A 25,246-nucleotide genomic window follows, 5' to 3' on the forward strand; every position below is an offset into this window, starting at 1 on the left:
TAGGGGTTAAGGAGAATCGGTGTTAACAGCATCCGAGGCCGTACTGATGAGCACGACGGAGGTGTCGGCCGAGTTGGGCATCCCCGTCGGCACCCTCCGCTATTACCGTTCGTCAGGGTGCGGGCCGGCGTCGTTCCGGCTTGGTGGTCGCATCCGTTACCGGCGCGCTGATGTGATGTCGTGGGTCGAGGACCAGGAGCGCAACTCCCGTCGCGGTCAGGGGGTGGCGTGACCGCGAAGCGCGCCAGCATCACCTGGGCCGACTCGATTGCACCCGAGCCGGTTACATGGGCATGGTCCGGGAGCCTTGAGTCACTGTACGAAGGTTCCGAAGATTCCAACTCGATAGGTCCGGAATCTTCGGCATCTTCGGGGCGGATCGCCGCTGGCACCATTGCCATCGCGGCGGGACCGGAAGGTGTGGGCAAGTCGTCGTTTGGCATTACCATCGCGGCTCTCGTCTCGACCGGTCGTCTGCAGGGCGCGTGGTTCGGAACTCCTCGCAAGGTTCTGTATGTGGCCGTTGAGGATTCGTGGGCGCACACCCTCGTTCCGCGCCTGATGGCCGCTGGCGCTGATCTTGCGCAGATCGGGCGCTTCGAGGTGGTGTCTGACTCGGATTCCGTTGCGACGCTGTCTCTCCCGCACGACAACGAGTTGTTCGAAGCGGCCATTACTGACCACGGCGTTGCACTGGTAGTTCTCGATCCGCTCATGTCACTTGTGAGTGACCGCATTGATACGCACCGCGAGCGTGATGTTCGTGAGGCGCTGGACCCGCTGGCCAAGATCGCAGATCGCACGAAGGCCGTCATCCTTGGGATCGCGCACTGGAATAAAGGTTCTGGTACGGACATCAGCGCACGTATCACTGGTTCGGGAGCCTTCAAGAATGTGCCGCGAGCGATCTTCGGGTTCGGTCGCGATCCAGGATCGGCGGACGGTTCATGCGTGTTGACGCAGTCGAAGAACTCGCTCGGGCGGTCTGATCTGCCTTCGATCAGCTACCGTATCGAATCCGCGACGGTCGAGACCGCGCACGGTGACGCGCACACCGGTCGCTTCGTGGTTCTCGGCGTATCTGATCGGTCACTCGGCGAAATCCTGGCAACCGCGAACGGCGATAAGGCGAAGGGGCGGCCCGAAAAGCTCACTCCTGCTCAGGAGTTCATCCTGATGTATGTACAGGTGTATGGCGATGAGCATGGGGAGGTTGCGAGCCGCGATGCGATCGCTCAGGGCGTGGTCGAAGGCTTCAAGGTGAACGAGCTCACCAAAGCGCGCAACGCGATGAGCAACCTCGTAGGCACCCGGAAGACCAGCACGGGCGGTTGGAACTGGTTCCTGAAAAAGGAAGGGGATAGCGCGCAGTCCGCCGCTAAGGCGGCCTAACCTCTCGACACGAAGAGCGCGTGCCCGACGTCAAGTCCGGCGCGCTTTCTTCGTTTAAGGGATGGGTCGCCCGCGGGCCACATTTTTCCAAAACGTGCACAGCCGGATATGCGCCCCGAGCGGTCGCGTGCCTTGGCGATTCATAGGGATTTCGACCTACCCCTACCCGGCTGGGTTAGTGACTTTTGACCAGGACTCGACGAACAAGAAGACCTACGCGCAGCGGGATGGGGTCGGACCGACCATGACCTTGTGACTGCGCGTGTCGATCCGCGGTCCAAGTATTCATGGATACACGTGGGGCGATAGGCGAACTATGCCCATCGCCCCACGAGACCCCTTTTCAAAGCCCAGTTAGGGCGTGTCACTGTCACAGGCTGTCAGCATTCCGCTGTAGGCTTGCGGCAAGTCTGGGTGCTTTCTTGCGCGCAAAAACAAGCGCAGTGTGGCCGGCTCGCACTCCTAACGCCCACGGTCATGTCGTCTGGTCTCGCTGGCCGCACCGGGCAGAAGCGCTTGCGTCGTACCGCATACAGCCCATCGACTGTCGATCAGCCTGTCGGCTCCGGTCGAAAAGTGAGCAGGTAGTTCCGGTCGAAAAGTGAGCACCCTTCTGATTGGAGAGTGATCACTGTGGAGGATTGGGCGGAGATTCGCCGGCTGTATCGGTCGGAGAACCTGTCGCAGGCCGCGATCGCGCGGCGGTTGTCGCTATCGCGCAACACCGTGGCCAAGGCGATTAGCGCTGAGGCACCACCACGCTATGAACGCGCACCGTCAACGACGTCGGCGTGGGCGCAGATCGAGATTGCGGTACGGGTGCTGCTGGGCCAGTTCCCAACAATGCCGGCCACCGTGATTGCCGAACGGGTCGGCTGGACGGGTGGGCATTCCTGGTTCGCCGAGAATGTGGCCAGGATCCGCCCGGAGTACGCTCCAGCCGATCCGTGCGACCGACTGGTCCATCGGCCCGGTGAGCAGGTGCAGTGCGACCTGTGGTTTCCCGGAGCGCTGGTACCCGATCACGCCGGGGTGCTTCGGTCGTTCCCGGTGCTCGTGATGGTTGCGGCATATTCGCGGTACATCGCGGCGATGATGATCCCGTCGCGAGTGACTGGGGATCTGCTGGCGGGGATGTGGCAACTGGTGCAGGATGTCGGCGCGGTTCCCCGAACACTGTTGTGGGACAACGAGTCCGGTATCGGTCAACGCGGTCGCCTCGCCGAGGGCGTGGTCGGGTTCTGCGGGTGTTGGCCACCCGGCTGATCCAGACCCGACCGTACGACCCCGAATCCAAAGGACTCGTGGAACGGGCCAACGGCTACCTGGAGACCTCGTTCCTGCCCGGCCGCGCCTTCTCCTCGCCCGCGGACTTCAACACCCAACTGTGGGCGTGGCTGGCCACGATCGCCAATCGCCGCACCCACGCGACCACGGGCCTGGTGCCCGCCGATGCACTCGCGGTGGATCGGGCGGTGATGGCCGCACTGCCACCGATGGCCCCGGTGACGGGAACGACGGTCACGACGCGGTTGGGTCGCGACTACTACGTCAGTGCCGGCGGCAACGCGTACTCGGTGCACCCGGAGGTGATCGGGCGGATGATCACCGTCACCACCGGGTTGGAGAAGATCACCGCTCACTGCGGTGACCGATTAGTCGCTGACCATCAAAGGCTCTGGGGCACAGCAGGTCTGGTCACCGATCCAGGCCATCTTGCGGCTGCAGCGGTGCTGCGGGAGCAATTCCGGGCTCGTCCGGCCGCGGGGTCGCATCTGGCGGTGGACGTCGAGGTGGCCGATCTGAGTGCCTACGACGCGCGGTTCGGAACCGGGGAGGTCGCCTGATGCCCGCCAAGCGCACACCGTCAGCGCCCGGTGACGCCGACAAGCTCATCGCACATCAGGCCCGCTTGCTCAAGGCTCCGCGCATCGCCGAGCACTACCACCGGCTGGCCGAACAGGGCCGCGACGTCGGCTGGTCGCTGGAGGACTACCTGGGTGCGGTCTTGGCGGTGGAATCGAATGCCCGTGCGGAATCGGGTGCACGTCAACGCATCCGGTATGCCGGGTTCCCGGCGATCAAGACGATCACCGACTTCGACTTCACCGCCCAACCCGCCGTCGACCGCGCTCAGATCGCCCGACTGGAAGCCGGTGGCTGGCTTGCCGAGGCCCGCAACGTCGTGCTGCTCGGCCCACCGGGCACCGGCAAAACCCACCTGGCGACCGCGCTAGCGATCGCCGCCGCCCACGCCGGACACCGCGTCGCCTTCGCCCCGGCCACCGGCTGGATCACCCGACTGGCAGAAGCCCACCGCACCAACCGGCTCGAAGCCGAACTCCGCAAGATCAGCCGCTACGGGCTCATCGTCATCGACGAGGTCGGCTACATCCCGTTCGACACCGAAGCGGCCAACCTGTTCTTCCAACTGGTCTCCACCCGATACGAGAAATCGTCGATCATCCTGACCTCCAACCTGCCGTTCTCACGCTGGGGACAGGTCTTCGGCGAAGCCACCATCGCCTCAGCCATGATCGACCGGATCGTGCACCACGCCGACGTCATCGCCCTCAAAGGTGCCAGCTACCGCATCAAACACACTGCGATCGAATCCCTACCCTCCGTGGAAGCCGATCGTCAGGCAGACTCAACTCCGTAAACCTGCTCACTTTTCAACCGGAGCAGGCTGCTCAGGATTCAACCGGAGCCGACATCAGCCAATTCTCTTCGGTTCTTTAACCAACCCAATCTTTGCTGTGCACCGCACAGTGAAGGACGTTCCTTCGGGCGCGTCCAAAAGCCGGGATTTCCCGGCTTTTTTGTTGCCACACGAAGTCGGCACATCAATCCTCGAAGGAGGTTCACAATGGCCCACGGCGGAATCGCTCTTCTGATGCTGGTGGTCATAACCTTCGCGCCACTGCTGTACGGCGCGGTGTTCTGTCAAAGCGAGAAGCCTATGAAGCGTCTCGTGGCTTGGACAGAAGCCGTGTCGAAGATCGCGGTGGTTGCGATTACCTCGCTGCTGTACAAGTAGCAGACGTGGTCCTCTCTAGGGATTCGGATGGCTACGTGTTCTAGCTGCCTGACCGTGCCCTTAATGCACGGAACTCACGGCGACTCCCGCCCCGCAGCAGTCGATTCACTGACGTCGACATGCGGGGCTTTTTCATGCCCGTTTCAAGGTTGAGCAACGGGAGGTTCCAGTCTTAGTAAGCACTCTTCACTGGTCGATTGCAGACCTTAAGGATCGCCATCCTTCGATTACGGTCTCACTACCCGCTGCCAGGCCGGGTCCTCATATTTGCGACGCACCAGAGCTAAATCAGCGGTGCAGGATCTTTCGTGCGCGCAATATGGACTTCAAGTGATTCCACCGCAGCTCGTAGTGCTTGCCATTCGTTCGCCCAGCGCCGGTCAAGGGCTTCGCTGGGTTGACAAATTTGCGTCGCGATTGCTGCCATTCGGTTGCTGGCGGTCCTGATGCCGCCATCCTCTTCTAGACGCGCATCTAGCGTCTCTGGACGCTTAGCACCCGATACTGTCGCGACGACTCGGTGCAGTTTAAGTACCGCCCGCTGCAACTCGATCCGATGGACGTAAGCAGCTTCGGCGGAGCCAGTCGCCTGCTCACGCACTGCGGCGATGTACTTATCGACGTATGCGGTCTGCATTTCTAATCAACTCCTCTGCACTCCGCAAAAGTTCCTTGGCATCTCCAAGCCATATATAAATCTGGTCTAAGTCGGGCGTCTCGCGCGGTATGGGTGCCCTGTGTTGAAACGCCAATCTGTACTCGTACAAACTAGCGAAATCGTCGGCCAAAGCCCGTGCCGCGCCGGTAGCCTGTGCGGCAATGCGCACGCTGTGCAGTCGCGAAAAGTTTACCTCACCGATCAGGTAACAGATGAGGATTGACACGTGACGCACAACCATCGCTAATGTGTTTAGCTCAAAATATATGCAGCAGTCATCTTTGGTCAACTCACTCTGTATTGAGTTAAGCGCAGCCGCAAAAGCGTTAACATCGCGGTGAGCATTTTCATACGGTGGCAAATCATGAATACTTGCGTGAAATCTTCGTAGGCCTTCTCCTGAATGCGAGAGAACGCGGCTCTCGGCAGCAATATGCTGCAAAAATATAGAGCCTTCGTTACGCATTTCGAGCCATTCTGTCCACGAGTAACGGCTCGAGTGCGCACCGCGGGGGATTGCCGACTTAGGAATATTCAAGCCGGGATCGGCCAACACCAAGACGTCGAGGTCGCTGCTCGCGTCGGCGTCACCCCGAGCGGTCGATCCGTACATCGCTACGAGCGAATCACCAGCGCACGTCATCTCCGTTGGCCTACCTTCAAGAGGAGTGCGATGAAAATCCCAGCATACAGCACCCCTATGGACACCTGGGACGCGATCACGAACCTCAAGAGATCAGAGTTCGGCGGAGCAGGTGCAACCCCTGCGACCGGCAAGACATCGTCGAGACTGACAAGCAGGTAGCTCCAATAATTCATCTGCTGTCCCGGTTGTAACTGAAAACTGCCATGAAATGCCCAGAATATCAGCGGATAGATAACAAACGTGAGCGCGAAGAACATCCCTATGGGGATTCGCGCTTTTTCGCCGTAACCCCAGATGAAGCCTTGAAGCTTGCTCTTAAGGTACTCTACCGCGCCTTTAGATTGCTGCCCCGTATATTTGTTTCGGTAGTTCGACTCTCGTAAGAAGAATATTTCTTTGCAATGCTCTTCCCACGATCGGATCGCTAATAATCGGAATTTTCGCGCTTCCGCTGATTCGCCGTGTCGTTCGCATTCGCGTGCTAGGTTGTTTGCTAATCTTACACGTATATTCAAACGTGAGGGCAGTCGTGGTTTAATCTCATCGTACTTTAAATAACAATCTTGCCAATAGGTGTAGTTAGTGAAGTCCGCGCTGTCGAGCAACTTAGATCGTGCGAAATCACATGAGATAAATCGAGATGCTGGGAACTTACTGCCAATATTGGCAAGTCGAAAGTAGCAGTCGAGAAATACGCAATCCAGAAATGTGCAGCCCTCTAGCGTGCTCTCCTTGAAGCTAATATTCGCGAAAGTACAGTGCTTGAATGACTTTCCTGTCAGGTCTCTACCATCGAATCGCTCATCGACAAATAAAACATCTTCAAACTTGTCGGCTGTGGACCTCGCAACCGCGTCCAGGCTATATTGCGCGTCGCGGCGAAGATAAGATTCGGGCACCTAATTCCCTTCGGCTTCCCTTCTTGTCGACCTGTTGACTTAATAGCGTCAAGCGGTCCGCAATCTCCGCGTGACTTTACAACGCACCGGGTGTCTATCGTGCGCGAATGGCGGCCGTATGCCCATGGAAATCGCACACGCGGCCAGGCTGCGCTTTCTGTTGGCCGAGACAGCTCGTCGCGGTGGGTCTTCGGCTCTAGGGTCGGACGCCGGTTCCGGTATGTCGCAAAACTAAAGAACTGAGACGCTCCCGCCGGGATCGGTTGCGCTGTAGAAAATACGATGTCACGCTCTCTCAAAAGATGCTTCAAAACCCCTGTCTCATATTGACATATTCTGCGACTTTTGCGACACTGTTCGCATGTCGCTCACGACCGCCCCCGCTGCCGCCGGAACCGTTCTCGGATACGCCCGCGTGTCCACCGGGCATCAGAATCTCGACCAGCAGGCCGACGCGCTGACCGCTGCGGGTGTCGCCCAAGATCGCATCTACGTGGACAAGACGTCTGGCGCGACGACCCGTGAGCAGCGGCCAGGACTTGCAGCACTGCTCGACTACGCCCGTGCAGGCGACACAATCACGGTTGTCGGCATCGACCGCCTGGGCCGTTCCGCCTCGGAGGTGATGAGGACCGTGGCCGACCTACTCAACCGGGGCGTCATCATTCGTGCGATCCGCGAGGGTGTCGATTCGTCCTCGCCCACCGGTCGCGCAGTGCTGGGCATCATGGCCTCGTTGGCTGAACTTGAATTGGAGTTGGGTCGAGAACGGCGTACAGCCGCCCGTGAGGCCCGTCGTGCACGCGGGCAGGCTATCGGACGGCCCAAGGCTCTCGATGCCCAAAAGGCCGCACTGGCGCAGCGGATGCGCGCCAGCGGCGAATCGGCAAGCATCATCGCCAAGACACTTGGTGTGAGCCGCGCAACTGTCTACCGGGTGCTTGCAGAAGAGCCGGACGAAAGCGACTGATCTCTGTCGGTTCCTCACGCTAGCGTCGGGCCATGAATCCCCATGATGACTGCCGGCTGCTCCTAGGTGCGATCTCCGAGACTCTTGGAGTGCCGGGCGATACGGAACTACTTGAGGAACCGCGTGGCTACCCAGATTCGCTCGCGTTGTGCCTCATCGACTCAATCCAGTCACTGCGAAACGGCTACGACACGGTGGTCGTACCAGTGCTCAACAGGTACCGACAACATCGACTGAAACATGGTGCGGATGCCGACACCGACGGCCTTCCCCAGTTCCTTGCCGCCCTCGACGAGATCGGCGGTGTTGAACGGTGGAGCGCCTCAGTCGGCACACACCACAAAGCACCGGGAACGTCGGTACTGAAAGGTAAGGCGATGCGCCAAGCCGCAGAAGCGTTGGTGGCCCTCAACATCGAAACCACCCAAGACCTACGAAAGGCCGCCGAAAACCCCGATGAACTAGAAGCTGTGCGCAAGGCATGGACCAATGTCCACGGTCTCGGTAAGGCGTCTTGGGACTACTTCTTGATGCTGGCTGGTCCTGACGGCAGCAAGGCCGATACCCTCCTCATTCGTTACGTCAGTCGTGCGTTGGCGCTGCCAAAGTCCGCAGAACCGAACCGTGTCCAAGCCGCTCTCGAATGCGCTGCAGACACACTTGGAGTCACCCAGAAGCGGTTAGACCATGCCATCTGGCTCTACGAATCCGAGGCGTCCCGCAGAGCGCGGCGGACTCGGCGCTGATGGTTCTTTCATCCCCACGCAAATGGGGGTGGGGGCTGACCCCGCGCTGCAATAATGCCCGGCCTGGTACGGCCAGCGCCTCCTCTCTCTCCGCGAAATCCGCAGGTCAGGCAGTCCTCGATCCGCCCTGAAACGAACCTCACTCACCTCGACGTCGCGGGGAGTAATCCCAGTTCAGAGGCTTCTGCGCACCGACTTGTCAGATGGTGGGTCCAAACTGATGAATGACATGCCAAGACAGCAGATGACACGGCACACCGTGCGGTGCCACACTGACGACGTACCTTGAAGGGGAGTGCGCGATGGGCGACAAGATAGCAACGCTCTCCATGAGCGATGAGGAACTGCGAGCCCGGCGTGAGGAGATTCTCTCGAAGTTGGGTCTCACGTTGGATGAGTTGCGTATACGCGCGGACAAGTATGTGCTCGTCGGTGACGAGTATGAGGCATGGGAAGAGCTTGAATCAATCGCCTACCTCCTCGCCGACGCCTCCGCGTAGGGGTGGAGCGCAAGCAGAACTAGAGGCTTTCCAGAGCAGCGTCAGCAATTTTGCATTCGATTTAAGCTACGCACTTCTCGCGTTTCATGTCGATTCTCAGGCCGACGCCGCGTTAGAGGTCGTTTTCAGACAGGATGAGACGCGCGCCGTAATCACGGCGGAGATTCCGCTTCTCGCGAGGTGTGATGACGGCAGCACGCGTGGTGACCTTGCCACGTTCCGGGCGAATTACAAGTTGTGCCTGGACTCGTTTGGCAAGCACCTGGCGGTCGAGCACTCGACGTTAGAACTAAAATCAACGCTAGAGCGAGCGCCGATCGTCCGCTGGGACTATGACCGCGACGCGCATTCGAAACCCCACTCGCACGTACAAGTAACTGCTCACAGGGGCGCAGCTTCCCACATCCTGTCGCAGCTCGGGCACCCGACGCCGCACAGCTTTCAGTCGCTGCACATACCTATGGGCTCCGAACGCTTCCGCCCGTGTATCGAGGACGTTATCGAGTTCTTGATTTCTGACTGTGGTTTCTGCGCAGCAGCGAACTGGCGGGAGGTTATCGTCAACGGTCGCGCGAAATGGCGTCGACTCCAGACGAGGGCGGCGGTGCGTGATTCGCCGGGCGAGGCGATCGCAGCTCTCCGTGCGCTGGGATATGAAGTTGAGCCGCCAGAGTCCGGAGAAGCCCCGGAGCGTATCGACAAACTCAGGGCATGGTGACTACTCCTGGCCGTTGATTACATGCGGCAGTCCGCAGGCCGTCCGCAGTAGCTCCACTACGGTTCTTTCGTACCCAACGTGGCCAACCCGTCTACCTGCAGAAACTTAACGCGCCCAACGTTGCATGCAGTGCCAAACGCCCATGTCGACTCGTTCGCATCGAGTAGGTCAGGGGTTCGATTCCCCTTAGCTCCACAGAGTTTCATCAGGTGAAAATGCCTCTCCCGGTTGATCCGCATCCACCGAGTGGTGTCCGGTACGCAGTGAGTACGCGCCAATCGAGTTACGCAGCACCCGCCGTGCTGGTCGGTGAACGCAACCTCACTTATGAGGGCTCGTCATCGGCAGCAGAGTCGTCGTCTTTGGTCAGGTGGCGTAGGACCCGTTCGTTGAGGGCGGCGAGCATGTCGAGCTCGGCCGGGGTGAGCAGGTCGATGAAGTTGCGGCGGACGTCCTCCACGTGCCCGGGTGCCGCCTTCTCGATGGCGGCGCGGCCAGCCGGCAGCAGGCGGACCATGGTGCTGCGCGCGTCGTCGGGGTTGGGCTCGCGACAGATCAGCCCTTCCTTCTGCATGCGTCGTACCTGATGGGAGACACGGCTCTTCTCCCAGCCCAGGGCGTTGCACAGATCGCGGGCTTGCATGCGGTCCCCGTCGTGACCCGATAGCACCGCCAGGACCTCGTAGTCGGCCCCCGAGAGGCCCGATTCCTGTAGGCCCCGGTTCAGGTGCACGTCGAGCTGATGATGCGCGTGCTGGAAGGCCCGCCAGGCGCGGTCCTCGCGAGGGTTCAGCCAGTTCGCTTCCATTAGCCCCCATGCTACCGCGATTTGGTTGACGCGTCATCAAACCTGGCATAAGGTAGACGCGTCAACTTTTCGATCCTCTATCCGAGACGGGACACACCTCATGAGCAGCATCAGCATCATCGGAACCGGGAACATGGCCCGCGCCATCGGCGCGCTGGCGGTAGCGGGCGGCAACGCCGTCGAAATCATCGGCCGCGATCAGGCCAAGGCCGCTGGCCTGGCCAAAGATCTCGGCGGCGGCACCACGACGGGAGAGTTCGGCGCCACCCCGGCCGGCGACATCGTCATCGTTTCCGTGTTGTACGCCGACGTCGTTCCGGTCGTCACCCAGTACGGCGACGCCCTCGCGGGCAAGATCATCGTCGACATCAGCAACCCCTTTAATGCCGCGGCCGACGGCCTGGCCATTCCCGAGGAGACCTCGATCGCGCAGGAAGTTGCCAAGGCGGCCCCGGCCAGCGCCAGCGTGGTGAAGGCATTCAACACCATCTTCGGCGTCGTCCTGGCCCAGGGCCGACCGCTCGACGTCTTCATCGCCGGCGACGACGCGCGCGCCAAGGCGCACTTGGAAGAGTTCATCGAGAGCCTGAAGCTGCGTCCGCTGGACGTCGGGGGCCTGAACATGGCGCACTGGCTGGAAGCGACGGGCCTGGTCATGATGGGCCTCGCCCGCCACGGGATGGGCGACTTCAACTTCGCCCTGGGCGCCGCCGTTCCCGCCTAGCCGCACAGCCGAACGAACAGGGAGGCCTGCGCCCTCCCAATGGTTGATAAATCATCGAAATGATAGGAGTCTCGCGATGAAGCTTGGTTTCGCACTTCCCTTCGTCGGGTTCGCTGTCAGCGGCGCCGCCGGGCTGAGTGCCTTCTGCCGCGCACTCGAGGACCTGGGCTACGACACGCTGTGGGTCGGCGATCGCCTGGTCACGCCGGTCGAGATGCACAGCACCTATCCGGGCAAAGAGCAGCCGTACCCGCCGCAGATGACGCGCTACCTCGATCCGGTGCTGATGTTGACCGTCGCCGCGACGGCGACCAGCCGGGTGCGGCTGAACTCCAGCACGCTCAGCACGTTCTACTACGAGCCGCCGCACCTGGCCCGGCTGCTGACCACGCTCGACGTGCTCAGCGACGGCCGCCTTGACGTTGGCGTCGGCATCGGGTGGATGAAGGACGAACACGACATCGCCCGCAACGCGGACTGGAGCCGACGCGGGCGGATGCTCGATGACCTGCTGGCGTTCCTGCACGAGTGGTGGACGACCACCCCGGTGTCCTGGGACAGCGAGTTCTTCTCGTTGCCGCCCGTGCATGCCGACCTGCGCCCGGTGCAGCCTGGTGGCCCGCCCATCTGGATCGGCGGTGCCAGTGAGGCCGCGATGCGCCGGGTCGGCCGCAGCGGCACCGGCTGGCTCGGGGTTGAGGGGTTGCAGGACGAGGTCACCGACCACTTGTGGTCGATTGCGCGGAGTGCGGCGCAGGATGCCGGCCGAGATCCTGACGCGCTGAAGACGGCGATGAGGATCAACCTCGATCCGGGCACGTCCGTTGACGCTGTCGCCGACAGGCTCGAAGGCCTCGCCGAGTCCGGTGCTGACGAGGCGATCATCGATGCCTTCGCACTGTTCTCCGGCCTTGACCAGATGCTTGACTTCGCCGGCCAGGTAATCGCTCGATGGAATGGTCGTGCGGTATCCCGGGTGGATCAACCGGTATCGCGCTTGCGCGGGTGAGGGCCTACGAAAGCCATTGCAGCACACTGAGATTCGGACTATGTCCGACTTGCCAAGTCAGCCCAGGTTCAATATCTGCCAGTCCGATGAAGACAGCAGTAGGTCAAAAGGCGGGTGCAGTCGTTTGACGGCCACCCACAGAGGTTGGTGAGCTCGTACGAGCACCGTGCAGATTCTTGGCCGTCGGGGAGGTCGGTACGGTCGACTGATCCGGGTAGGTGCCGAGCAGCCGGTCCGCGGTTCCGGCGGTGGTGACGGTGAACCAGTAGTGTTCGTTTTTGAAGTGGTGCCGTCGATGGTTACGCCAAACTGCCCGATACACACTGCTTTTCGCCTTGTAGTCGGTGTGGATGAGGTAATGCGTCCATTCGTAGGCCAGCCCGAGTGCGGTCAAGACGACCAGGTACGTCAGCCCGAGGCCGAGCCGAGGGAAGGCCACCAGGGCTACGCCGACGGCCGTCGGGATCACCCAGAGCAGCGTCTGCCAGGGCATGAAGATGAGTTCGACTCTCCGCGGCTCGCAGTGATGTTCGCGATGTTTGCGCGCCAGCAAGGGATCCACGACGAAGCGACCGACACTGCGGGGCCGCCAATGCAGGATGGCGACGTGGATGGTCCACTCGAAAGCCGGGAAGGCCGCGACCATGAGCGCCGGCAGCACGGCATCGGTGAGCTGCCAATCACCGACGATGATCCGGGCCGTCAGCGCCCCGGCGAACGTCAGTGAGATGCCCCAGGGGGAGGGGTGGCGCCAAAACTCCCGGCCCGCCGCGGGCAGGGTGAGGTTACCGCGTATGGGTGTCGTCATCGCTCTTCATCCAGGCCAGACAGGACGGTGAGCAGGCCGCGGGTGGCCGGCTCGAGGAGTTCGGTCGCGGCGCGCTTGGCGCCCGCCGGATCGCCGGCGGTGATCGCCTGTGCCACTTGGCGGTACAGCTCTGGGTGATCGACCTCGGCGGCCATCACCGCGTTGAGGGCCGGGAGTGCGGGTTCGTAGGTGGCCCGCAGGGTGTTGAACATCAGCCGGAAGACGATGGAGTCGGCGGCATCGACGACGTGGTCCCAGAAGGTCAGGGCGGCACGTTGACGTTCCGTCGGATCCTCTTGGGCGGCCAGCGCGTCCACGGAGGCCTCGAGCACGGCGGCCGCCTGCGGGCCGCCACGTTCGGCGGCCAGTTCGGCGACTTTGGGGCCGTTGTGCAGCCGGGTCTCCAAAATGCTGCGCACGACCCCTACGTCCAGCTCGTCACCGCGATCCCCGCCGCGGAGCAACAACCGGGGCAGCAGGTCCAGGCCCGCGTGACGACGGTAGTCCCGCACGGTGGTGGCGTCCCCCTGTCGAACCTCGACCAGGCCGGCAGCGGTGAGGCGCTTGAGCGCCTCGCGAACCACTGGCCGGGACACCCCCAGCACCTCCGCGAGTCTGCGCTCGCTGGGCAGCATCTCCCCGGGCGCCAGTTCGCCGCTGAGCACGTCAGACATGATCTGCTCGAAGACGTGTTCGGGTATCGACTGTCGAGTCACGGGGCGCAGCGCCATGCGCCCACCATTCCGTGTAATTGGCCAGACGTCAAGTGGTCAGACCAGTGCCGCTTGCGCCTCGCAGGTTCGAAGGCGCCGCTCGCGCCGCGGAGGCATGCGGCCGGCGAGCCTCTGGTGGCCGGCAGCCTCAGCACATAAAGTTGCCCAAGCTACCTAGCACGCGCCGTCCCCATTGGGGGTGATCGATGGCTGCCGACACGCTGCCACCCGGTCCTCGAGCACCGGTGGCAGTACAAACTGCTGAGTGGATCGCTCGTCCATGGGAGTTCATGGACCGCGCCGCCGCCCGATATGGCGACACGTTCACTATGAAGCTGGTCGGCGAGGGACCGATCGTGATGGTCTCGCATCCCGATGCGGTGCGGCAGATCTTCACCTCGCCTCCCGAATTGGTGCTCGCCGGGGAAGCAAATCGCATCCTGCAGCCCGTGGTGGGCCAGAACTCGGTGCTACTGCTCGACCGCGATGCGCACAGAGAACAGCGTCGACTCCTCATGCCCGCGTTTCGCGGCAATCAGTTGCAGAGCTACATGAGCACGATGACCGCCATTGCCGAGGCTGAGATTGCGCGCTGGCCCCGCGGTGTGCCGGTGCGGCTGCATCCCCGGATGCAAGCGTTGACGCTCGAAGTCATCCTGCACCTGGTGTTCGGACTCGAGCGTGGGCAGAGCATGGACCGGTTGCGCCGGGCGCTACAGCGGACGCTCGTTCTCACAACCAACGGCGTGGCGCAGTTTTTCCTCTTGCTCGTAGGGCCCCAGAAGATGAGGACTGCGCTCACTCACAAGTTGCTGGCCGACGTGGATCGCCTGCTTTACGAAGAGATCGCCATTCGCCGTCGGCAAGCCGACCTCGATGACCGCACCGACGTCCTCTCGATGCTGTTGAAGGCCAGGCACGAAGACGGTAATCCGATGAGCGATCAAGAGATTCGCGACGAGCTCATCACGTTGCTATTGGCGGGCCACGAAACAACGGCATCGGGACTGGCGTGGGCGGTCGAGCGGATCATCCGTCACCCGGACGCGCATTCGCGCCTGATCGAAGAGGCGCACGCCGGCGACGGCCAGAGGTATGTCGATGCCGTGGTGAAGGAGACACTCCGGATGCGGCCGGTGCTCGCCCTGGTGAGCAGACGGCTCACCGAACCCATGGAGGTCGACGGGTTTTCACTGCCCGCCGGCGTCAAGGTCGCGCCCTCGATCTATCTCATGCACCGCCGTCCCGACATCTACCCCGACCCGAAAGAGTTTCGTCCCGAGCGGTTTCTCGACAACCGCGCGGGAACGTACACGTGGATTCCGTTCGGCGGAGGCGTGCGCCGTTGTCTTGGAGCGACTTTCGCCGAATGCGAGATGCGGATTGTGCTCGGCGCGATGTTCACCACCATGCGGGTGCGCCCCGTCGACGCTAAGTCCGAGCCGATACACCGCCGGTCGATCACCCAGGTGCCGGGTCGCGGAACCACCGTAGTGCTCGAATGAATCAGTCACACGGCTGAGGTCAACGAGCGGCTTCCAAGGTTATCGACGCCGTGGCGTGGCCGAGCGATCGCTGCAACGACATCTCGGACGAGCCCATGTGGTTTCGAGCCGGTGACGCTTCGGCGTGTCGCGGTTTCACCGCCAGCCGGTTCTGAGACCGTTGGACGTACTCGCGGTGGAAGCAAGGGGGCGGGGTGAGTCCGACTCAGATTTTTTTCGTGTCAGCTCTCGTCGTCATGCTGGTAGTGGGGATCGTGACGATCACGTTCCCCGGAAGGTTGTTCCGCCCTGAAGCGACCCTGGCGGTTGTGTTGACGGTGGTTACCGTGGCGGGCTGGATCTGGCGGATGCCACGGGGGTGGTTCACGATTTCGCAAATCGCTTGGCGCTACCGGCTGAAGACTTGTCAGGTCCGGGAGGTCGCGGACAAGCTTGGCATGAGGGCCTTCAACCGTGGTGCGCTGATCCCTCCCGCACAGCGGAAGAAGATGCATCCCGAACTGATGCGTCTGAAGAAGCGCAAGGCGATGCGCGAGCCGAGGGCAGCGAAGGCCACCCAATTGGTCTACGAATCCTCAGCCGCGCAGTCTGGTTTCCTGGATGAGGCCGAGCGCATGCAGTTCTCCGGTGAGGAGCTGTTGCGACATCTGCATCCGAGCGTCACCCCTTTCGTGGCCGACGCCAAGGACGAGGCAGTCTGACGAAATCAGCTGAGGCCCCACGGTTTTCAGCGGACGCCGCTTCGGATGAAGCCAGAGACCGCGGGACTGTTTATGCCAACGAGAAGTTGGCCAAGCGGGTGGAATCGACGATCTGTCAGCGCGAATCGCCGGTCGCCGCCTGCGAGCGCCTTGCGAAGTCAGGTTGCGGCGCCATCGTCGACACCCCCTCAGTTCCGCTGAGGACGGTGCTCTAAATTCGCTGATGATTCGCGGCGATGGCGCCGCGGTGCTTCAGGGGGAGCTTTACCGATGGTGAGATCAAGGACGACTCTGCGATCCCGGCGCCGCGTCGCGCGACGCGTCCGCAAGACCAGCCCATCGCCGTTCGCGCCCGAGTGGACACCGCCCCCGGCGACATACGGCGTGGGCGTGCGACACAACGTCGCCGTGCCGATGAGCGACGGTGTCGAACTGCGCGCCGACATCCACTACCCCACGGTGCCCGAGACTGGGCAGCCCGCGCAGGGTCCGTTCCCCGTGCTGCTGTCGATCACGCCCTACGGCAAGAAAGCCCCGCCCCCGGCCGCCCAGATCGGCGGCGGCGCGGCGCCCTACCTCATCAAACGCGGCTACATCGAGGTGATGGTCGATGTCCGCGGGACCGGTTCCTCGGGCGGTTCGTTCGAGATGTGCGGCGACCGGCAGACGCAGGACGGGGTGGAGTTGGTGCAGTGGGCGGCCACGCTGCCCAACGCCAACGGCCGCGTCGGCATGGTGGGACTGTCCTACCTGGCGATCAACCAGCTCTTCACCGCGGCCGCCGTCGGCCCCGGCTCCCCGCTGAAAGCGATCTTCCCGGTAATGGCCGCCCGGGATTTCTACCGCGACGCCGCCACGATGGGCGGCGTGCCGCACCTGCACGCGGTCCGCGGATACGGGTCCGTCTACACGCTGCTCAACCTGGTCAACCCCACGCTCGAGTGGCTCGCCCGCGGCGGTCACGCGCGACCGCGCTCGGGAGGTCTCGCCGCGGTGCGACAGCGCGGACGCGACCAGCGACGTTACTTCCGGCCCCTGATCGCCGAGGTGGTCGCCGGCGGCGAAACCGCCTATGACGGCCCATTCTGGGATGCGATGAGTCCGGGGCTGGTCCTGCCCAAGGTCGCCGCCAACGGCGTGGCGACCTTCCTCGTCGGCGGTTGGCACGACGCATTCCAGCGCGGGGCGCCGCTGAACTACGCCGCGCTGCAGAACGCGGCCGTCGGCCGCCCGGACGACGCACCGATGGAACCCGGCCAACCGGTCTCGGATCGCATCCGATTGATGATGGGCCCGTGGTATCACGTGTCGGACCACGGCGGACTACACCTCAACGCGCTGCAGTTGCGCTGGTTCGACCACTGGCTCAAGGACGACGCCGCCGCGGCTATCTCCGGGAAGCCGCTGGCATTTCAGGCGATCGGCAGCTCGCAGTGGTTTCGCGCCGACAACTATCCGCTCGCCGAGGCGACGCCCACTCGCCTCTACCTGTCCGACGCGGGGCGCCTGAGCTTGGACGCCTCGCCGGACGCCACCGTGGCGCCGCTCACCTATGTGGCGCGCGGGCCCCTGTCCGGACGCAGCCTCGAGCAGTGGTCGCTGGGCCTGAGCAGTTTCATGTTCTCCCAACGCGGCCGCACCATCCGCTACGACCAGGACAACCGCCGCCTGCAGCGCGGCGCGCTGAGCTACACCACCGAGCCGTTCGGGCAGGCGAAGCTGGTGGCCGGGCCGATCGCACTGACCATCCACGCGACGGCCACCACCACCGAGACGGTGTGGGTCGCCCACCTCGATGCCGTCGCGCCCGACGGCGCCAGCCGCCCGCTGAGCCAGGGCGCGCTCCTCGGCTCACACCGGACGCTGGACCCCGACCGCACCTGGTACCTGCCCGACGGCACCGTCCTGCGGCCGCAGCACCTCAGCACCCGATCGGCCGCGGAGCCCGTCGTGCCGGGGGAGGTCACCCGCTACGACGTCGAAATCTTCCCAACGGCCGCGCTGATCGCCGCGGGTCACCGCCTGCGCCTGACGATCACCACCTATGACTTTCCGCACCTGGTGCCCAGCAAGCCGGCCCGCCGAGCCCTGGCCGGCGGGCGCTATCGACTGCACCAGGGCGGGCCGACGCCCTCTCACATCCTCGTCCCGTTGGCAGACCCGGACGCCGTGAGCTGAGCCGGGACCGTCTGCGGCTCACTGCTCGACGGCGGCGTGGGCACGCACCGACGGCGCGATCCAATCCCCGAGGAACCGTCGCAGCTCCCGTCCGGTGCGCGGTGGACGCCCGCGAAGGCGTGCATGCGGCCGTTCGTGACGAGGACTTCGCCTTGCTGCCCCAATGCGGCGAGGGCGTCTGGCACAGCCACATGATCATCGGGCGCAACGAAATCGCCGTCCAGCACATGATCAGGGTGTTCGCCCAAGAACTCGGTGTCGCGCTCGCCTGAGGACCGTTCGCATCGGTTGCGATAGCGGCAGGCTATCGCGGGTACTGATCCTCTGAACCCGATGACGGAGAGGATCTCATGGCGAACCCCGACCGCGACTCAGGCGACGAGTTGCTGCAAGAACTCCTGTGGACCTACGGGCCGTGCGGGCAGGAGGACGAAGTTCGCGCCGTCATCGCCCGCGAACTGCAACCGGTCGTCGACGACATGTGGACGGACGATGCGGGAAACCTGATCGGCTACATCGCCGCCGACGCGTCTACCGACAACGCCGGCGCGCCCGACCACCGGCAGCGGACGCAAGCCACGCCCGGCACCGCGACGCGGGTCATGGCGCACATGGACGAACTGTCCATGATCGTCAAACGCGTGGACTCCGACGGCACCCTGCATATGACGCAGCTGGGCACGATGTACCCGGGCAACTTCGGTCTGGGCCCGGTCGCCGTCCTCGGCGACAACGAAACCCTCACCGCGGTACTGGCTCTCGGCTCCGAACACACCACCCAGGAAAGCTCGCGCATCTGGGAGACCAAACCCGACAAGGGCGACCGCGCATTGGACTGGCATCACGTGTACGTGTTCACCGGCCGCAGCACCGAGGAGTTGTCCGCCGCGGGAGTGCACGCCGGCACCCGGGTGTGCATCGACCGCAGCAAGCGATCCTTGGTCAAGATCGGCGACTACGTCGGCGCCTACTTCCTGGACGACCGCGCGGCGGTCACCGCGCTGCTGAAGGCCGCCCGCGAATTGCGCGAGCGCGATCATCGCCCCGCCGACGACGTCTATCTGGTCTTCACCACCAACGAGGAGATCGGCGGGGTGGGGGGCACCTACGCAAGCGCCACCCTGCCCGGCGACGTCACGCTCGCCCTGGAAGTCGGCCCGACCGAGAGCGAATACAACACCAGCGTCACCGGCGGACCGATCATCGGCTACAGCGACGCGCTGTGCATTTACGATAAAGAAGTCGCGGACCGGTTGCTGAAAATCGCCACCGACCGGGGGTTGTCGCCGCAGCCGGCCGCGCTGGGCGCCTTCGAATCCGACGCGTCGCACGCCAAGGCCACGGGGCAGGCCGCCCGGGCCGGCCTGCTGTGCCTGCCCACGCTGAGCACCCACGGCTACGAGGTCATCGCTCGCGGCGCGATCGACGACATGGCCGCCATCGTGGTCGATTTCGTGCGGGAGCCCATCCGAAAGAAGTCCTGAAAACCCGATAATCGTGCTGGTCAGGCTGTTAGTCTGGCGACGCTTCCGGACGCAGAACGATGGGGTTGGCACGTGGCACACGTGGTCTCGCAGATGGGCGATCCGCTGGACAGTGAATCCCCATGACACGTCCACGAATCCGCGCACGGGCGCCGCTGCGGATTTCGTTCGCCGGCGGCGGCACCGACGTGCCACCGTTCCCGACGACCGAAGGCGGATGCGTCCTGTCGGCGACCATCGATCGCTACGCCCAGGGATCGCTTGCCCCGCGCACCGATCGCCGGGTCAGCATCGAATCGGTGGACTTCAAGACCACGCACGAGATGACGCTCGACAGCGAGATCCTCTATGACGGCAGCCTCGATCTGATCAAGGCCGCGGTGCGCCGGTTCGGCCGGGACGGCACGGACGGCTACGACCTGGTACTGCGTTCCAGCGCGCCGCCGGGCTCGGGGCTGGGCTCGTCGTCGACGATGATGGTCGCGTTGACCGGCCTGCTCGCCGAGCACTACCGGGTGCCCATGGGCGAATACGAGACGGCCCAGCTGGCGTGTGCCATCGAACGCGACGACCTCGGCATCGCGGGCGGCATGCAAGACATGTACGCCGCGACGTTCGGCGGATTCAACTTCATCGAATTCACCGACCGGGTGATCGTCAATCCGCTGCGGATCCGCGACGAGACCGCCTTCGAACTCGAGCTCAGCCTGCTGCTGTGCTACACGGGCATTACCCGCGACTCGGCCCGCGTGATCGAGGACCAAACGCACCGCGCCACAACGGGTTCCGATGACACCTTGGCGGGCCTGCGGGCCCAGAAGGACCTGGCGGTCGCGATGAAGGCCGCGCTGCTGACGGGCAAGCTGAACGACTTCGGCGCGCTGCTGGGCGAGGCGTGGATGCAGAAGAAACGCATGTCGCCCTACATCACCAACGAACGCATCGACGACCTCTACGAGCTGGCCCTGAAAAACGGTGCGCTGGGCGGCAAGCTCACCGGCGCCGGCGGTGGGGGATACATCCTGCTGTTTTGTGACTTCGCCAAAAAGCACCGGCTCATCGAAGCGCTCGAGGGCGCACAGGCCGGCGTCACCGAATTCGCCTTCGAGAGCAAGGGATTGACGACATGGCTGGCATGACCGGCTCGGACGCCGTCTCACCCAGCGTGGAGCTGGTCCAGCAGCGCTTGGCCGAGACCATCGCGGTCAAGCAGCAGATGCAGCAGGGTGAGTGCGCCGCGCAGACCGTCGAGGTGGCGCGCGCGATCATCGACTCGCTGCGCGCCGGGGGAAAGGTGATCTTCTTCGGCAACGGCGGATCGGCGCAAGACGCCGGGCACCTGGCGGCAGAACTCATGGGCCGCTATGCGTTTGACCGTCCTGGGCTGGCCGCGATCAGCCTGCCCGACGCCACGGCGGCCATGACGGCGATCGGCAACGACTACTCCTACGACGAGGTGTTCGCCCGCCAGGTCCTCGCCACCGGGCGCCCAGGGGACGTCGTGATCGGGCTGACCACGTCGGGCAACTCTCCCAACGTCGTCCGCGCGCTCGAGGTCGCCGGTCAGGTGGGGATGACGACCGTCACGCTCACCGGCGCACGCGGCGGCAAGGTGGCCGACGTCGCGAAAATCTGCATCCGGGTTCCCAGCGAGGACACCGCGCGGGTTCAGGAGGCATGCCTGCACCTGGGCCACTCCATTTGCGAAATGGTCGAAGCGGCATTGTTTCCCGGGCCCTCCTGACATCGGCGATGACCGCAGCCGATCTGCGCAACGTGCGCACCGTCTTCCTGGACCGCGACGGCACCATCAACGTCAAGGCAGCCGAGGGCGAGTACATCCGATCACCCGCGGAACTGGAGCTGTTGCCGGGCGCGGCCACGGCGCTGGCCGCCCTGAACACCGCGGGACTGCGGACCGTGCTGGTGACCAACCAGCGGTGGCTCTCCGAACCCGCCTCCGATCCAACACATTTCACCGCCGTCCAGGACCGCCTGCAACAACTGCTCGCGGGCGAAGGCGCCCGGATCGATGCCGCCTACCACTGTCCGCACGCGACCAACAGTTGCGACTGCCGCAAACCCGGCACCGGCATGTTGTTGCGCGCGGCGACCGAACACGGCTTCGAATTGACCGAATCGGTCATGATCGGGGACAGCGACACCGACATGAGGGCGGGCCGGGCGGCGGGAACGGCGACCATCTTGCTTCGCTCCGGCGGCGGGGCGTCCGTCGACGCCGACATCGTGGTCGACGACCTCGCCGCTGCCGTCGAACTGATTTTGAGCGCCCAAGCGGCGCTCTAGTTCGGTTCATGAACACGCCGCGGATCCTTGCCGCGGTCGCAACCTGCTCATAACCTGGGCAACATCCGACCGCGTCCAGGAGTCTCGGGCCTGGCGCACCAGACGAGGGCAGGCAGGCGGGACAGGTCATGGCAGCATCGCGACGCGCTCAGCGGTGTCGCGATGCTGCGGGCGGCGGCGGTCCATAGCGGTGGCCGGACTGACCGGCGCCCGGGTGGACGAGCTGGCGACGATGGACATCTTCAAGGGATGTCCCGCCGAAGACCTTGCGCCGCTGGCGGGCCGCCTGCAGCCCCTGCGCGCCGCGGCCGGCGAGGTGCTGATGCGGCAGGGGGAGCAGGCCGTCTCGTTCCTGCTGATCTCCTCGGGTACCGCCGAGATCAAACACGTCGGTGACGACGGCGTGGTGATCGTCGAGCACGCCTCCCCGGGCACCATCGTCGGCGAGATTGCCCTGCTGCGCGACATCCCCCGCACCGCGACGGTGACCGCCGCCGAACCGCTGACCGGCTGGGTCGGTGACACGCGGTCCTTCGCCAGCATGGTGCACATCCCGGGCATCACGCCGCGACTGCTGCGCACCGTGCGCCAGCGTCTCGCCGCGTTCATCACGCCGATCCCGATCCGGGTTCGTGACGGCACACTGCTGTTGCTGCGCCCGGTGCTGCCCGGCGACAGCGAGCGCACCGTGCACGGACACATCTACTTCTCCAGCGACACGCTGTATCGGCGCTTCATGACCCCGCGGCTGCCCACCCCGGCGTTGATGCACTACCTGTCGGAGGTCGACTACGTCGATCACTTCGTGTGGGTGGTCACCGACGGCAGCGACCCGGTGGCCGACGCGCGCTTCGTGCGCGACCAGAACGACCCGACGGTCGCCGAGATCGCCTTCACCGTCGCCGACGCCTACCAGGGCCGCGGTATCGGTACCTATTTGATCAGCGCACTGTCCATCGCCGCCGACGTCGGTGGCATCGAAAGATTCTCCGCGCGAATGCTTTCCGACAATGGGCCGATGCGCGCGATCATGGACCGCTACGGCGCCGTCTGGCAGCGCGAAGACATCGGCGTGATCACTACCGTGATCGACGTGCCGCACCCGCACCACCTGCCGTTCGGTCGCGACGAGGCCGAGCAGATCAGACGCGTGGCCCGGCAGCTGATCGAGGCGGTCGGCTGAGACCGGCGCCGGCGTAGTGCTCCATCCGCGTGGTCAGGCTCCGAGCCATTAGGTGACTTCCGAATCCGCTGGCGTAGGCGCTAGCACCTTGAGGATGACGTCGTCCTACCCAGCAGCTGTTCGTGCGACGGAAGTTATTCGACCGGCACCGGCATTGGCGTGGGGGAGACGGTATGGCGGCCTCCTGTGCTATCAACTCCTCATGCGGCCGTTCGGGATTGGCCCGGCGCTGACTACCGCGCTCACGTTGGCCGTCGCCGGGTGCGCTCATCCACCCGCACCCAAACCTTCGGCCGTTCCGGCAAAGCCGTCGCCGAGCAACACCACGGTCAACCCCGCCAACATCAAACGGATCGTCCGCGACCTGCCGCCCGGTTACGAGGTGAGCACCGGAATCCCCAGCGCCGCCTCGCCGAGGGTGATCTGGAGCCTGGGCGACGACCTCCAGTCCAAGCCGGCCAAATGCGGGGCGCTGGCCGACCCCGGCAACGGGCGCGACCAATCGGCGCAGGGCGTGTCGGGCTCGGGCAGCGGCGGCATCGTCAACGCGGTGGTGGTCGGTTTGCAGGGGCCGGTGGACTTCCCGGAGGACCTGCTCACCGCGTGTCCCCGATGGTCGGAGACCGCCGGGAACACCGTCGCGCACGCCCACCTCACCGATGCGCCGCACATCGACGGTGTCCCAACCGTCGGCATGGTCACCGACGTCAAGTCATCGGTCGAGTCGGGCACCGAAATAGATTCGCGCGTCTACACATTCACCGCGTATCTCGGCAACTTTTACGCGTTCACGACGCTGACCACCGATCCGGGTTCAGCGCTTCCGGTGCTGCCGCCGCAATTCGCCGCGGATCTGCTCGCCAAAACGGTGTCCACGTTGCGCAGCTGAACCATCCGCTTGGGTAGATTGGCCACGATGTCCAAGTTGTTGCTCGCGGTCGCGGCCGTCTGCGTCCTGGCCGGGTGCTCGTCGGCCACTCACGACGCGAAGGTCGACATCAACAAGGTGGCCGACGTCAAGTCCAGCTTCGGACCCGATTTCAAGGTCAGCGACATCAGCGAACGGGGAATCGATCCCAAACTGCTGGCCGGCCGAAAACTGCCCGGCGGGTTGACGTTCGATCCCGCGAACTGCGCGAAAGTGGCGGCCGGGCCGGACATGCCGGCCGACGTGCAGGGCAACATGTCCGCGGTCACCGCCGAGGGCCGCGGCAACCGGTTTGTGGTGATCGCGCTGGAGACCTCAAAAGCGTTGCCCGTCAACGATCCCGGGAAGGACTGCCAAAAGGTGACCTTCGCCGGCCCGCAGCTGCGCGGCGGCTTCCAGGTGGTCGAGGTGCCGCAGATCGACAGCACCCGCACCCTGGGTGTGCATCGCGTCATGCAGGCGCTGACCCCCGGCGGCCCACGCACCGGCGAGTTATTCGACTATTCGGCCTCATTCGGCGACTACCAGGTGATCGTCATCGCCAACCCGCTGGTGATTCCCGATCAGCCCGTCGCCCCGGTCGATACCCAACGCGCGCGCGACCTGCTCGTCAAAGCGGTGACGTCGGTGCGTGCCTAACGTCGGCTAGCGCACGCCGCGCGGCCGGAACTGGATGCTCACCCGAGGCCCGACGGGCGCCGCCGTCTTGGGCACGGCGTGCTCCCAGGTCCGTTGGCATGACCCACCCATCACCAGCAGATCCCCGTGCGCTTGCGGCAGCCGCAGCGACGGGCCGCCGCCGCGGCGCCGCATCGCGAACGCGCGCGTTGCGCCCAGGCTGACGATCGCCACCATGGTGTCCTCGGAACTGCTGCGGCCGATCGTGTCGCCATGCCAGGCCACGCTGTCGGAGCCGTCGCGATAGCAGCACAACCCCACCGTGGTGAACGGCTCACCGAGCTCGCCGGCGTAGATGTCGTTGAGCCGGCGCCGCAGGCGAGCCAGCATCGGATGCGGCGGATCGTCGACCGTGAGGTCGTGAAAGCTCACCAGCCGAGGTACGTCGACCACTCGGTCGTACATCTGCCGGCGTTCCTCGCGCCACGGCACGGTCGACAACAAGGCGTCGAGCAGGTCATCCGCCTCCGTCAGCCAGCCGGCGCGGATTTCGATGAACGCGCCGTCACCGAGCTGCCTGCGCTCGGTGTGCTGGAACAGGGAGCCTTGGACCGCAACCTCCACGCGACCCAGTTTATCGCACATCCGTTCGATGGCGCGGGCCCGCGCGGCGGGCGTGTGACGCGATCGTCCGGCCCCCGCCGCCGCTAC

The 25,246-nt window shown here is 64.2% G+C and carries 27 protein-coding genes and 3 pseudogenes; 22 read left to right on the forward strand and 8 right to left on the reverse strand.

Features of this window, described 5'->3' with window-relative positions; all coding sequences use genetic code 11:
- Positions 1-19 precede the first annotated feature (19 nt).
- The 5 genes and pseudogenes from G6N26_RS22725 to G6N26_RS22745 all read left to right on the forward strand — a co-directional run bounded on the left by G6N26_RS22725 (position 20) and on the right by G6N26_RS22745 (position 4,432).
- Positions 20-232, forward strand: a complete 213-nt coding sequence (locus tag G6N26_RS22725; RefSeq protein WP_308208233.1) for a helix-turn-helix transcriptional regulator — start codon at positions 20-22, stop codon at positions 230-232.
- Positions 229-1,392 (forward strand): AAA family ATPase, encoded by a 1,164-nt coding sequence (locus tag G6N26_RS22730; protein WP_163648858.1) that lies wholly within the window; start codon positions 229-231, stop codon positions 1,390-1,392. The genes G6N26_RS22725 and G6N26_RS22730 overlap by 4 nt, the downstream gene beginning before the upstream one ends.
- 633 nt (positions 1,393-2,025) lie before the next feature.
- Positions 2,026-3,239 (forward strand): annotated as a pseudogene (gene istA, locus G6N26_RS22735) (IS21 family transposase).
- Positions 3,239-4,054 carry an IS21-like element helper ATPase IstB gene (istB, locus tag G6N26_RS22740; RefSeq protein WP_083020620.1) on the forward strand — a complete coding sequence of 272 codons (816 nt, stop codon included), beginning with the start codon at positions 3,239-3,241 and terminating at the stop codon, positions 4,052-4,054. The pseudogene istA and the gene istB overlap by 1 nt, the downstream one beginning before the upstream one ends.
- A 207-nt stretch (positions 4,055-4,261) precedes the next feature.
- Positions 4,262-4,432, forward strand: coding sequence for a hypothetical protein (locus tag G6N26_RS22745; RefSeq protein ID WP_163648860.1), 171 nt, complete (start codon positions 4,262-4,264; stop codon positions 4,430-4,432).
- A 283-nt stretch (positions 4,433-4,715) separates the two neighbouring features.
- Here G6N26_RS22745 and G6N26_RS22750 read toward each other — a convergent pair whose 3' ends face one another.
- Genes G6N26_RS22750 through G6N26_RS22760 form a run of 3 tightly spaced genes read right to left on the reverse strand, consistent with a single transcriptional unit; the run spans position 4,716 to position 6,635 of the window.
- Positions 4,716-5,069 carry a hypothetical protein gene (locus G6N26_RS22750; RefSeq protein WP_139799162.1) on the reverse strand — a complete coding sequence of 118 codons (354 nt, stop codon included), beginning with the start codon at positions 5,067-5,069 and terminating at the stop codon, positions 4,716-4,718.
- The gene (locus G6N26_RS26625) at positions 5,047-5,733 is read right to left on the reverse strand and encodes a nucleotidyltransferase domain-containing protein (protein WP_083018765.1); all 687 of its coding nucleotides are present in this window, start codon (positions 5,731-5,733) and stop codon (positions 5,047-5,049) included. The genes G6N26_RS22750 and G6N26_RS26625 overlap by 23 nt, the downstream gene beginning before the upstream one ends.
- Positions 5,730-6,635 (reverse strand): pentapeptide repeat-containing protein, encoded by a 906-nt coding sequence (locus G6N26_RS22760; RefSeq protein WP_139799161.1) that lies wholly within the window; start codon positions 6,633-6,635, stop codon positions 5,730-5,732. Before G6N26_RS22760 ends, G6N26_RS26625 begins: the two co-directional genes overlap by 4 nt.
- Before the next feature lie 361 nt (positions 6,636-6,996).
- Here G6N26_RS22760 and G6N26_RS22765 point away from each other — a divergent pair, with 361 nt between their 5' ends.
- The 4 genes from G6N26_RS22765 (at position 6,997) to G6N26_RS22780 (ending at position 9,569) form a co-directional block, all read left to right on the forward strand.
- A complete protein-coding gene (locus G6N26_RS22765; protein WP_083018762.1) occupies positions 6,997-7,605 on the forward strand; it encodes a recombinase family protein in 609 nt (202 codons plus the stop codon).
- Between the two features lie 32 nt (positions 7,606-7,637).
- Positions 7,638-8,351 carry a hypothetical protein gene (locus G6N26_RS22770; protein WP_139799160.1) on the forward strand — a complete coding sequence of 238 codons (714 nt, stop codon included), beginning with the start codon at positions 7,638-7,640 and terminating at the stop codon, positions 8,349-8,351.
- 302 nt (positions 8,352-8,653) lie between these two features.
- Positions 8,654-8,851 carry a hypothetical protein gene (locus tag G6N26_RS22775; protein ID WP_083018760.1) on the forward strand — a complete coding sequence of 66 codons (198 nt, stop codon included), beginning with the start codon at positions 8,654-8,656 and terminating at the stop codon, positions 8,849-8,851.
- Positions 8,811-9,569 carry a hypothetical protein gene (locus tag G6N26_RS22780; protein ID WP_163648864.1) on the forward strand — a complete coding sequence of 253 codons (759 nt, stop codon included), beginning with the start codon at positions 8,811-8,813 and terminating at the stop codon, positions 9,567-9,569. The genes G6N26_RS22775 and G6N26_RS22780 overlap by 41 nt, the downstream gene beginning before the upstream one ends.
- Before the next feature lie 325 nt (positions 9,570-9,894).
- On the opposite strand, the gene G6N26_RS22785 is transcribed toward G6N26_RS22780, so the two are convergent.
- Complete coding sequence (locus G6N26_RS22785) at positions 9,895-10,377, reverse strand: MarR family winged helix-turn-helix transcriptional regulator (protein WP_083018758.1); 483 nt, start codon at positions 10,375-10,377, stop codon at positions 9,895-9,897.
- A 100-nt stretch (positions 10,378-10,477) separates the two neighbouring features.
- Here G6N26_RS22785 and G6N26_RS22790 point away from each other — a divergent pair, with 100 nt between their 5' ends.
- Positions 10,478-11,101, forward strand: a complete 624-nt coding sequence (locus G6N26_RS22790) for an NADPH-dependent F420 reductase (protein ID WP_067167770.1) — start codon at positions 10,478-10,480, stop codon at positions 11,099-11,101.
- 76 nt (positions 11,102-11,177) lie between these two features.
- Complete coding sequence (locus G6N26_RS22795) at positions 11,178-12,110, forward strand: TIGR03619 family F420-dependent LLM class oxidoreductase (RefSeq protein WP_083018757.1); 933 nt, start codon at positions 11,178-11,180, stop codon at positions 12,108-12,110.
- 103 nt (positions 12,111-12,213) lie between these two features.
- On the opposite strand, the gene G6N26_RS22800 is transcribed toward G6N26_RS22795, so the two are convergent.
- Positions 12,214-12,918 carry a sterol desaturase family protein gene (locus G6N26_RS22800; protein ID WP_083018755.1) on the reverse strand — a complete coding sequence of 235 codons (705 nt, stop codon included), beginning with the start codon at positions 12,916-12,918 and terminating at the stop codon, positions 12,214-12,216.
- Positions 12,915-13,649 (reverse strand): FadR/GntR family transcriptional regulator, encoded by a 735-nt coding sequence (locus tag G6N26_RS22805; RefSeq protein WP_067167764.1) that lies wholly within the window; start codon positions 13,647-13,649, stop codon positions 12,915-12,917. The genes G6N26_RS22800 and G6N26_RS22805 overlap by 4 nt, the downstream gene beginning before the upstream one ends.
- Positions 13,650-13,837: 188 nt before the next feature.
- Here G6N26_RS22805 and G6N26_RS22810 point away from each other — a divergent pair, with 188 nt between their 5' ends.
- From G6N26_RS22810 to G6N26_RS22820, 3 genes are all read left to right on the forward strand, one after another.
- Positions 13,838-15,136 (forward strand): cytochrome P450, encoded by a 1,299-nt coding sequence (locus G6N26_RS22810; RefSeq protein WP_083018753.1) that lies wholly within the window; start codon positions 13,838-13,840, stop codon positions 15,134-15,136.
- Positions 15,137-15,372: 236 nt separating this feature from the next.
- Positions 15,373-15,837 carry a formate dehydrogenase gene (locus G6N26_RS22815; RefSeq protein ID WP_083018773.1) on the forward strand — a complete coding sequence of 155 codons (465 nt, stop codon included), beginning with the start codon at positions 15,373-15,375 and terminating at the stop codon, positions 15,835-15,837.
- A 384-nt stretch (positions 15,838-16,221) separates the two neighbouring features.
- Entirely contained in the window at positions 16,222-18,015 is a 1,794-nt protein-coding gene (locus tag G6N26_RS22820) for a CocE/NonD family hydrolase (protein ID WP_083018751.1), read from the forward strand.
- Positions 18,016-18,033: 18 nt separating this feature from the next.
- Here the strand turns inward: G6N26_RS22820 and G6N26_RS26260 are convergent.
- Positions 18,034-18,126 (reverse strand): annotated as a pseudogene (locus G6N26_RS26260) (TetR family transcriptional regulator); the annotation flags it as partial.
- Between G6N26_RS26260 and G6N26_RS22825 the strand changes: the two are divergent.
- From G6N26_RS22825 to G6N26_RS22860, 8 genes and pseudogenes are all read left to right on the forward strand, one after another.
- A pseudogene (locus tag G6N26_RS22825) lies at positions 18,105-18,287 on the forward strand ((2Fe-2S)-binding protein); the annotation flags it as partial. The pseudogenes G6N26_RS26260 and G6N26_RS22825 sit on opposite strands and share 22 nt — an antisense overlap.
- A 78-nt stretch (positions 18,288-18,365) precedes the next feature.
- Entirely contained in the window at positions 18,366-19,499 is a 1,134-nt protein-coding gene (locus G6N26_RS22830; RefSeq protein ID WP_083018750.1) for a M42 family metallopeptidase, read from the forward strand.
- 122 nt (positions 19,500-19,621) lie between these two features.
- Complete coding sequence (locus G6N26_RS22835; protein ID WP_067167755.1) at positions 19,622-20,638, forward strand: GHMP family kinase ATP-binding protein; 1,017 nt, start codon at positions 19,622-19,624, stop codon at positions 20,636-20,638.
- Positions 20,626-21,243, forward strand: a complete 618-nt coding sequence (locus tag G6N26_RS22840) for a D-sedoheptulose-7-phosphate isomerase (protein ID WP_179960253.1) — start codon at positions 20,626-20,628, stop codon at positions 21,241-21,243. Before G6N26_RS22835 ends, G6N26_RS22840 begins: the two co-directional genes overlap by 13 nt.
- A gap of 8 nt (positions 21,244-21,251) precedes the next feature.
- Complete coding sequence (locus tag G6N26_RS22845; protein ID WP_067167751.1) at positions 21,252-21,806, forward strand: D-glycero-alpha-D-manno-heptose-1,7-bisphosphate 7-phosphatase; 555 nt, start codon at positions 21,252-21,254, stop codon at positions 21,804-21,806.
- Positions 21,807-22,038: 232 nt separating this feature from the next.
- Complete coding sequence (locus G6N26_RS22850; protein WP_139799163.1) at positions 22,039-22,989, forward strand: GNAT family N-acetyltransferase; 951 nt, start codon at positions 22,039-22,041, stop codon at positions 22,987-22,989.
- A gap of 202 nt (positions 22,990-23,191) precedes the next feature.
- Complete coding sequence (locus G6N26_RS22855) at positions 23,192-23,878, forward strand: DUF5642 family protein (protein WP_083018746.1); 687 nt, start codon at positions 23,192-23,194, stop codon at positions 23,876-23,878.
- Between the two features lie 27 nt (positions 23,879-23,905).
- On the forward strand, positions 23,906-24,556 hold the full coding sequence (locus tag G6N26_RS22860) for a DUF5642 family protein (protein WP_083018744.1): 651 nt from the start codon (positions 23,906-23,908) through the stop codon (positions 24,554-24,556).
- A gap of 6 nt (positions 24,557-24,562) precedes the next feature.
- On the opposite strand, the gene G6N26_RS22865 is transcribed toward G6N26_RS22860, so the two are convergent.
- Positions 24,563-25,159 (reverse strand): alpha-ketoglutarate-dependent dioxygenase AlkB family protein, encoded by a 597-nt coding sequence (locus G6N26_RS22865; protein ID WP_179960254.1) that lies wholly within the window; start codon positions 25,157-25,159, stop codon positions 24,563-24,565.
- Positions 25,160-25,246: the final 87 nt, after the last annotated feature.

It is taken from the genome of Mycobacterium marseillense (assembly GCF_010731675.1).
Taxonomy (GTDB): Bacteria; Actinomycetota; Actinomycetes; order Mycobacteriales; family Mycobacteriaceae; genus Mycobacterium; species Mycobacterium marseillense.

Coding starts and splice junctions, on each gene's coding strand:
- istB (WP_083020620.1), top strand. CDS start 3,239: ATGCCCGCCAAGCGCACACCGTCAGCGCCCGGTGACGCCGACAAGCTC.
- G6N26_RS22745 (WP_163648860.1), top strand. CDS start 4,262: ATGGCCCACGGCGGAATCGCTCTTCTGATGCTGGTGGTCATAACCTTC.
- G6N26_RS22750 (WP_139799162.1), bottom strand. CDS start 5,069: ATGCAGACCGCATACGTCGATAAGTACATCGCCGCAGTGCGTGAGCAG.
- G6N26_RS26625 (WP_083018765.1), bottom strand. CDS start 5,733: ATGACGTGCGCTGGTGATTCGCTCGTAGCGATGTACGGATCGACCGCT.
- G6N26_RS22765 (WP_083018762.1), top strand. CDS start 6,997: ATGTCGCTCACGACCGCCCCCGCTGCCGCCGGAACCGTTCTCGGATAC.
- G6N26_RS22770 (WP_139799160.1), top strand. CDS start 7,638: ATGAATCCCCATGATGACTGCCGGCTGCTCCTAGGTGCGATCTCCGAG.
- G6N26_RS22775 (WP_083018760.1), top strand. CDS start 8,654: ATGGGCGACAAGATAGCAACGCTCTCCATGAGCGATGAGGAACTGCGA.
- G6N26_RS22785 (WP_083018758.1), bottom strand. CDS start 10,377: ATGGAAGCGAACTGGCTGAACCCTCGCGAGGACCGCGCCTGGCGGGCC.
- G6N26_RS22790 (WP_067167770.1), top strand. CDS start 10,478: ATGAGCAGCATCAGCATCATCGGAACCGGGAACATGGCCCGCGCCATC.
- G6N26_RS22795 (WP_083018757.1), top strand. CDS start 11,178: ATGAAGCTTGGTTTCGCACTTCCCTTCGTCGGGTTCGCTGTCAGCGGC.
- G6N26_RS22800 (WP_083018755.1), bottom strand. CDS start 12,918: ATGACGACACCCATACGCGGTAACCTCACCCTGCCCGCGGCGGGCCGG.
- G6N26_RS22805 (WP_067167764.1), bottom strand. CDS start 13,649: ATGGCGCTGCGCCCCGTGACTCGACAGTCGATACCCGAACACGTCTTC.
- G6N26_RS22810 (WP_083018753.1), top strand. CDS start 13,838: ATGGCTGCCGACACGCTGCCACCCGGTCCTCGAGCACCGGTGGCAGTA.
- G6N26_RS22815 (WP_083018773.1), top strand. CDS start 15,373: ATGCTGGTAGTGGGGATCGTGACGATCACGTTCCCCGGAAGGTTGTTC.
- G6N26_RS22830 (WP_083018750.1), top strand. CDS start 18,366: ATGGCGAACCCCGACCGCGACTCAGGCGACGAGTTGCTGCAAGAACTC.
- G6N26_RS22835 (WP_067167755.1), top strand. CDS start 19,622: ATGACACGTCCACGAATCCGCGCACGGGCGCCGCTGCGGATTTCGTTC.
- G6N26_RS22840 (WP_179960253.1), top strand. CDS start 20,626: ATGGCTGGCATGACCGGCTCGGACGCCGTCTCACCCAGCGTGGAGCTG.
- G6N26_RS22845 (WP_067167751.1), top strand. CDS start 21,252: ATGACCGCAGCCGATCTGCGCAACGTGCGCACCGTCTTCCTGGACCGC.
- G6N26_RS22850 (WP_139799163.1), top strand. CDS start 22,039: ATGGACATCTTCAAGGGATGTCCCGCCGAAGACCTTGCGCCGCTGGCG.
- G6N26_RS22855 (WP_083018746.1), top strand. CDS start 23,192: ATGCGGCCGTTCGGGATTGGCCCGGCGCTGACTACCGCGCTCACGTTG.
- G6N26_RS22860 (WP_083018744.1), top strand. CDS start 23,906: ATGTCCAAGTTGTTGCTCGCGGTCGCGGCCGTCTGCGTCCTGGCCGGG.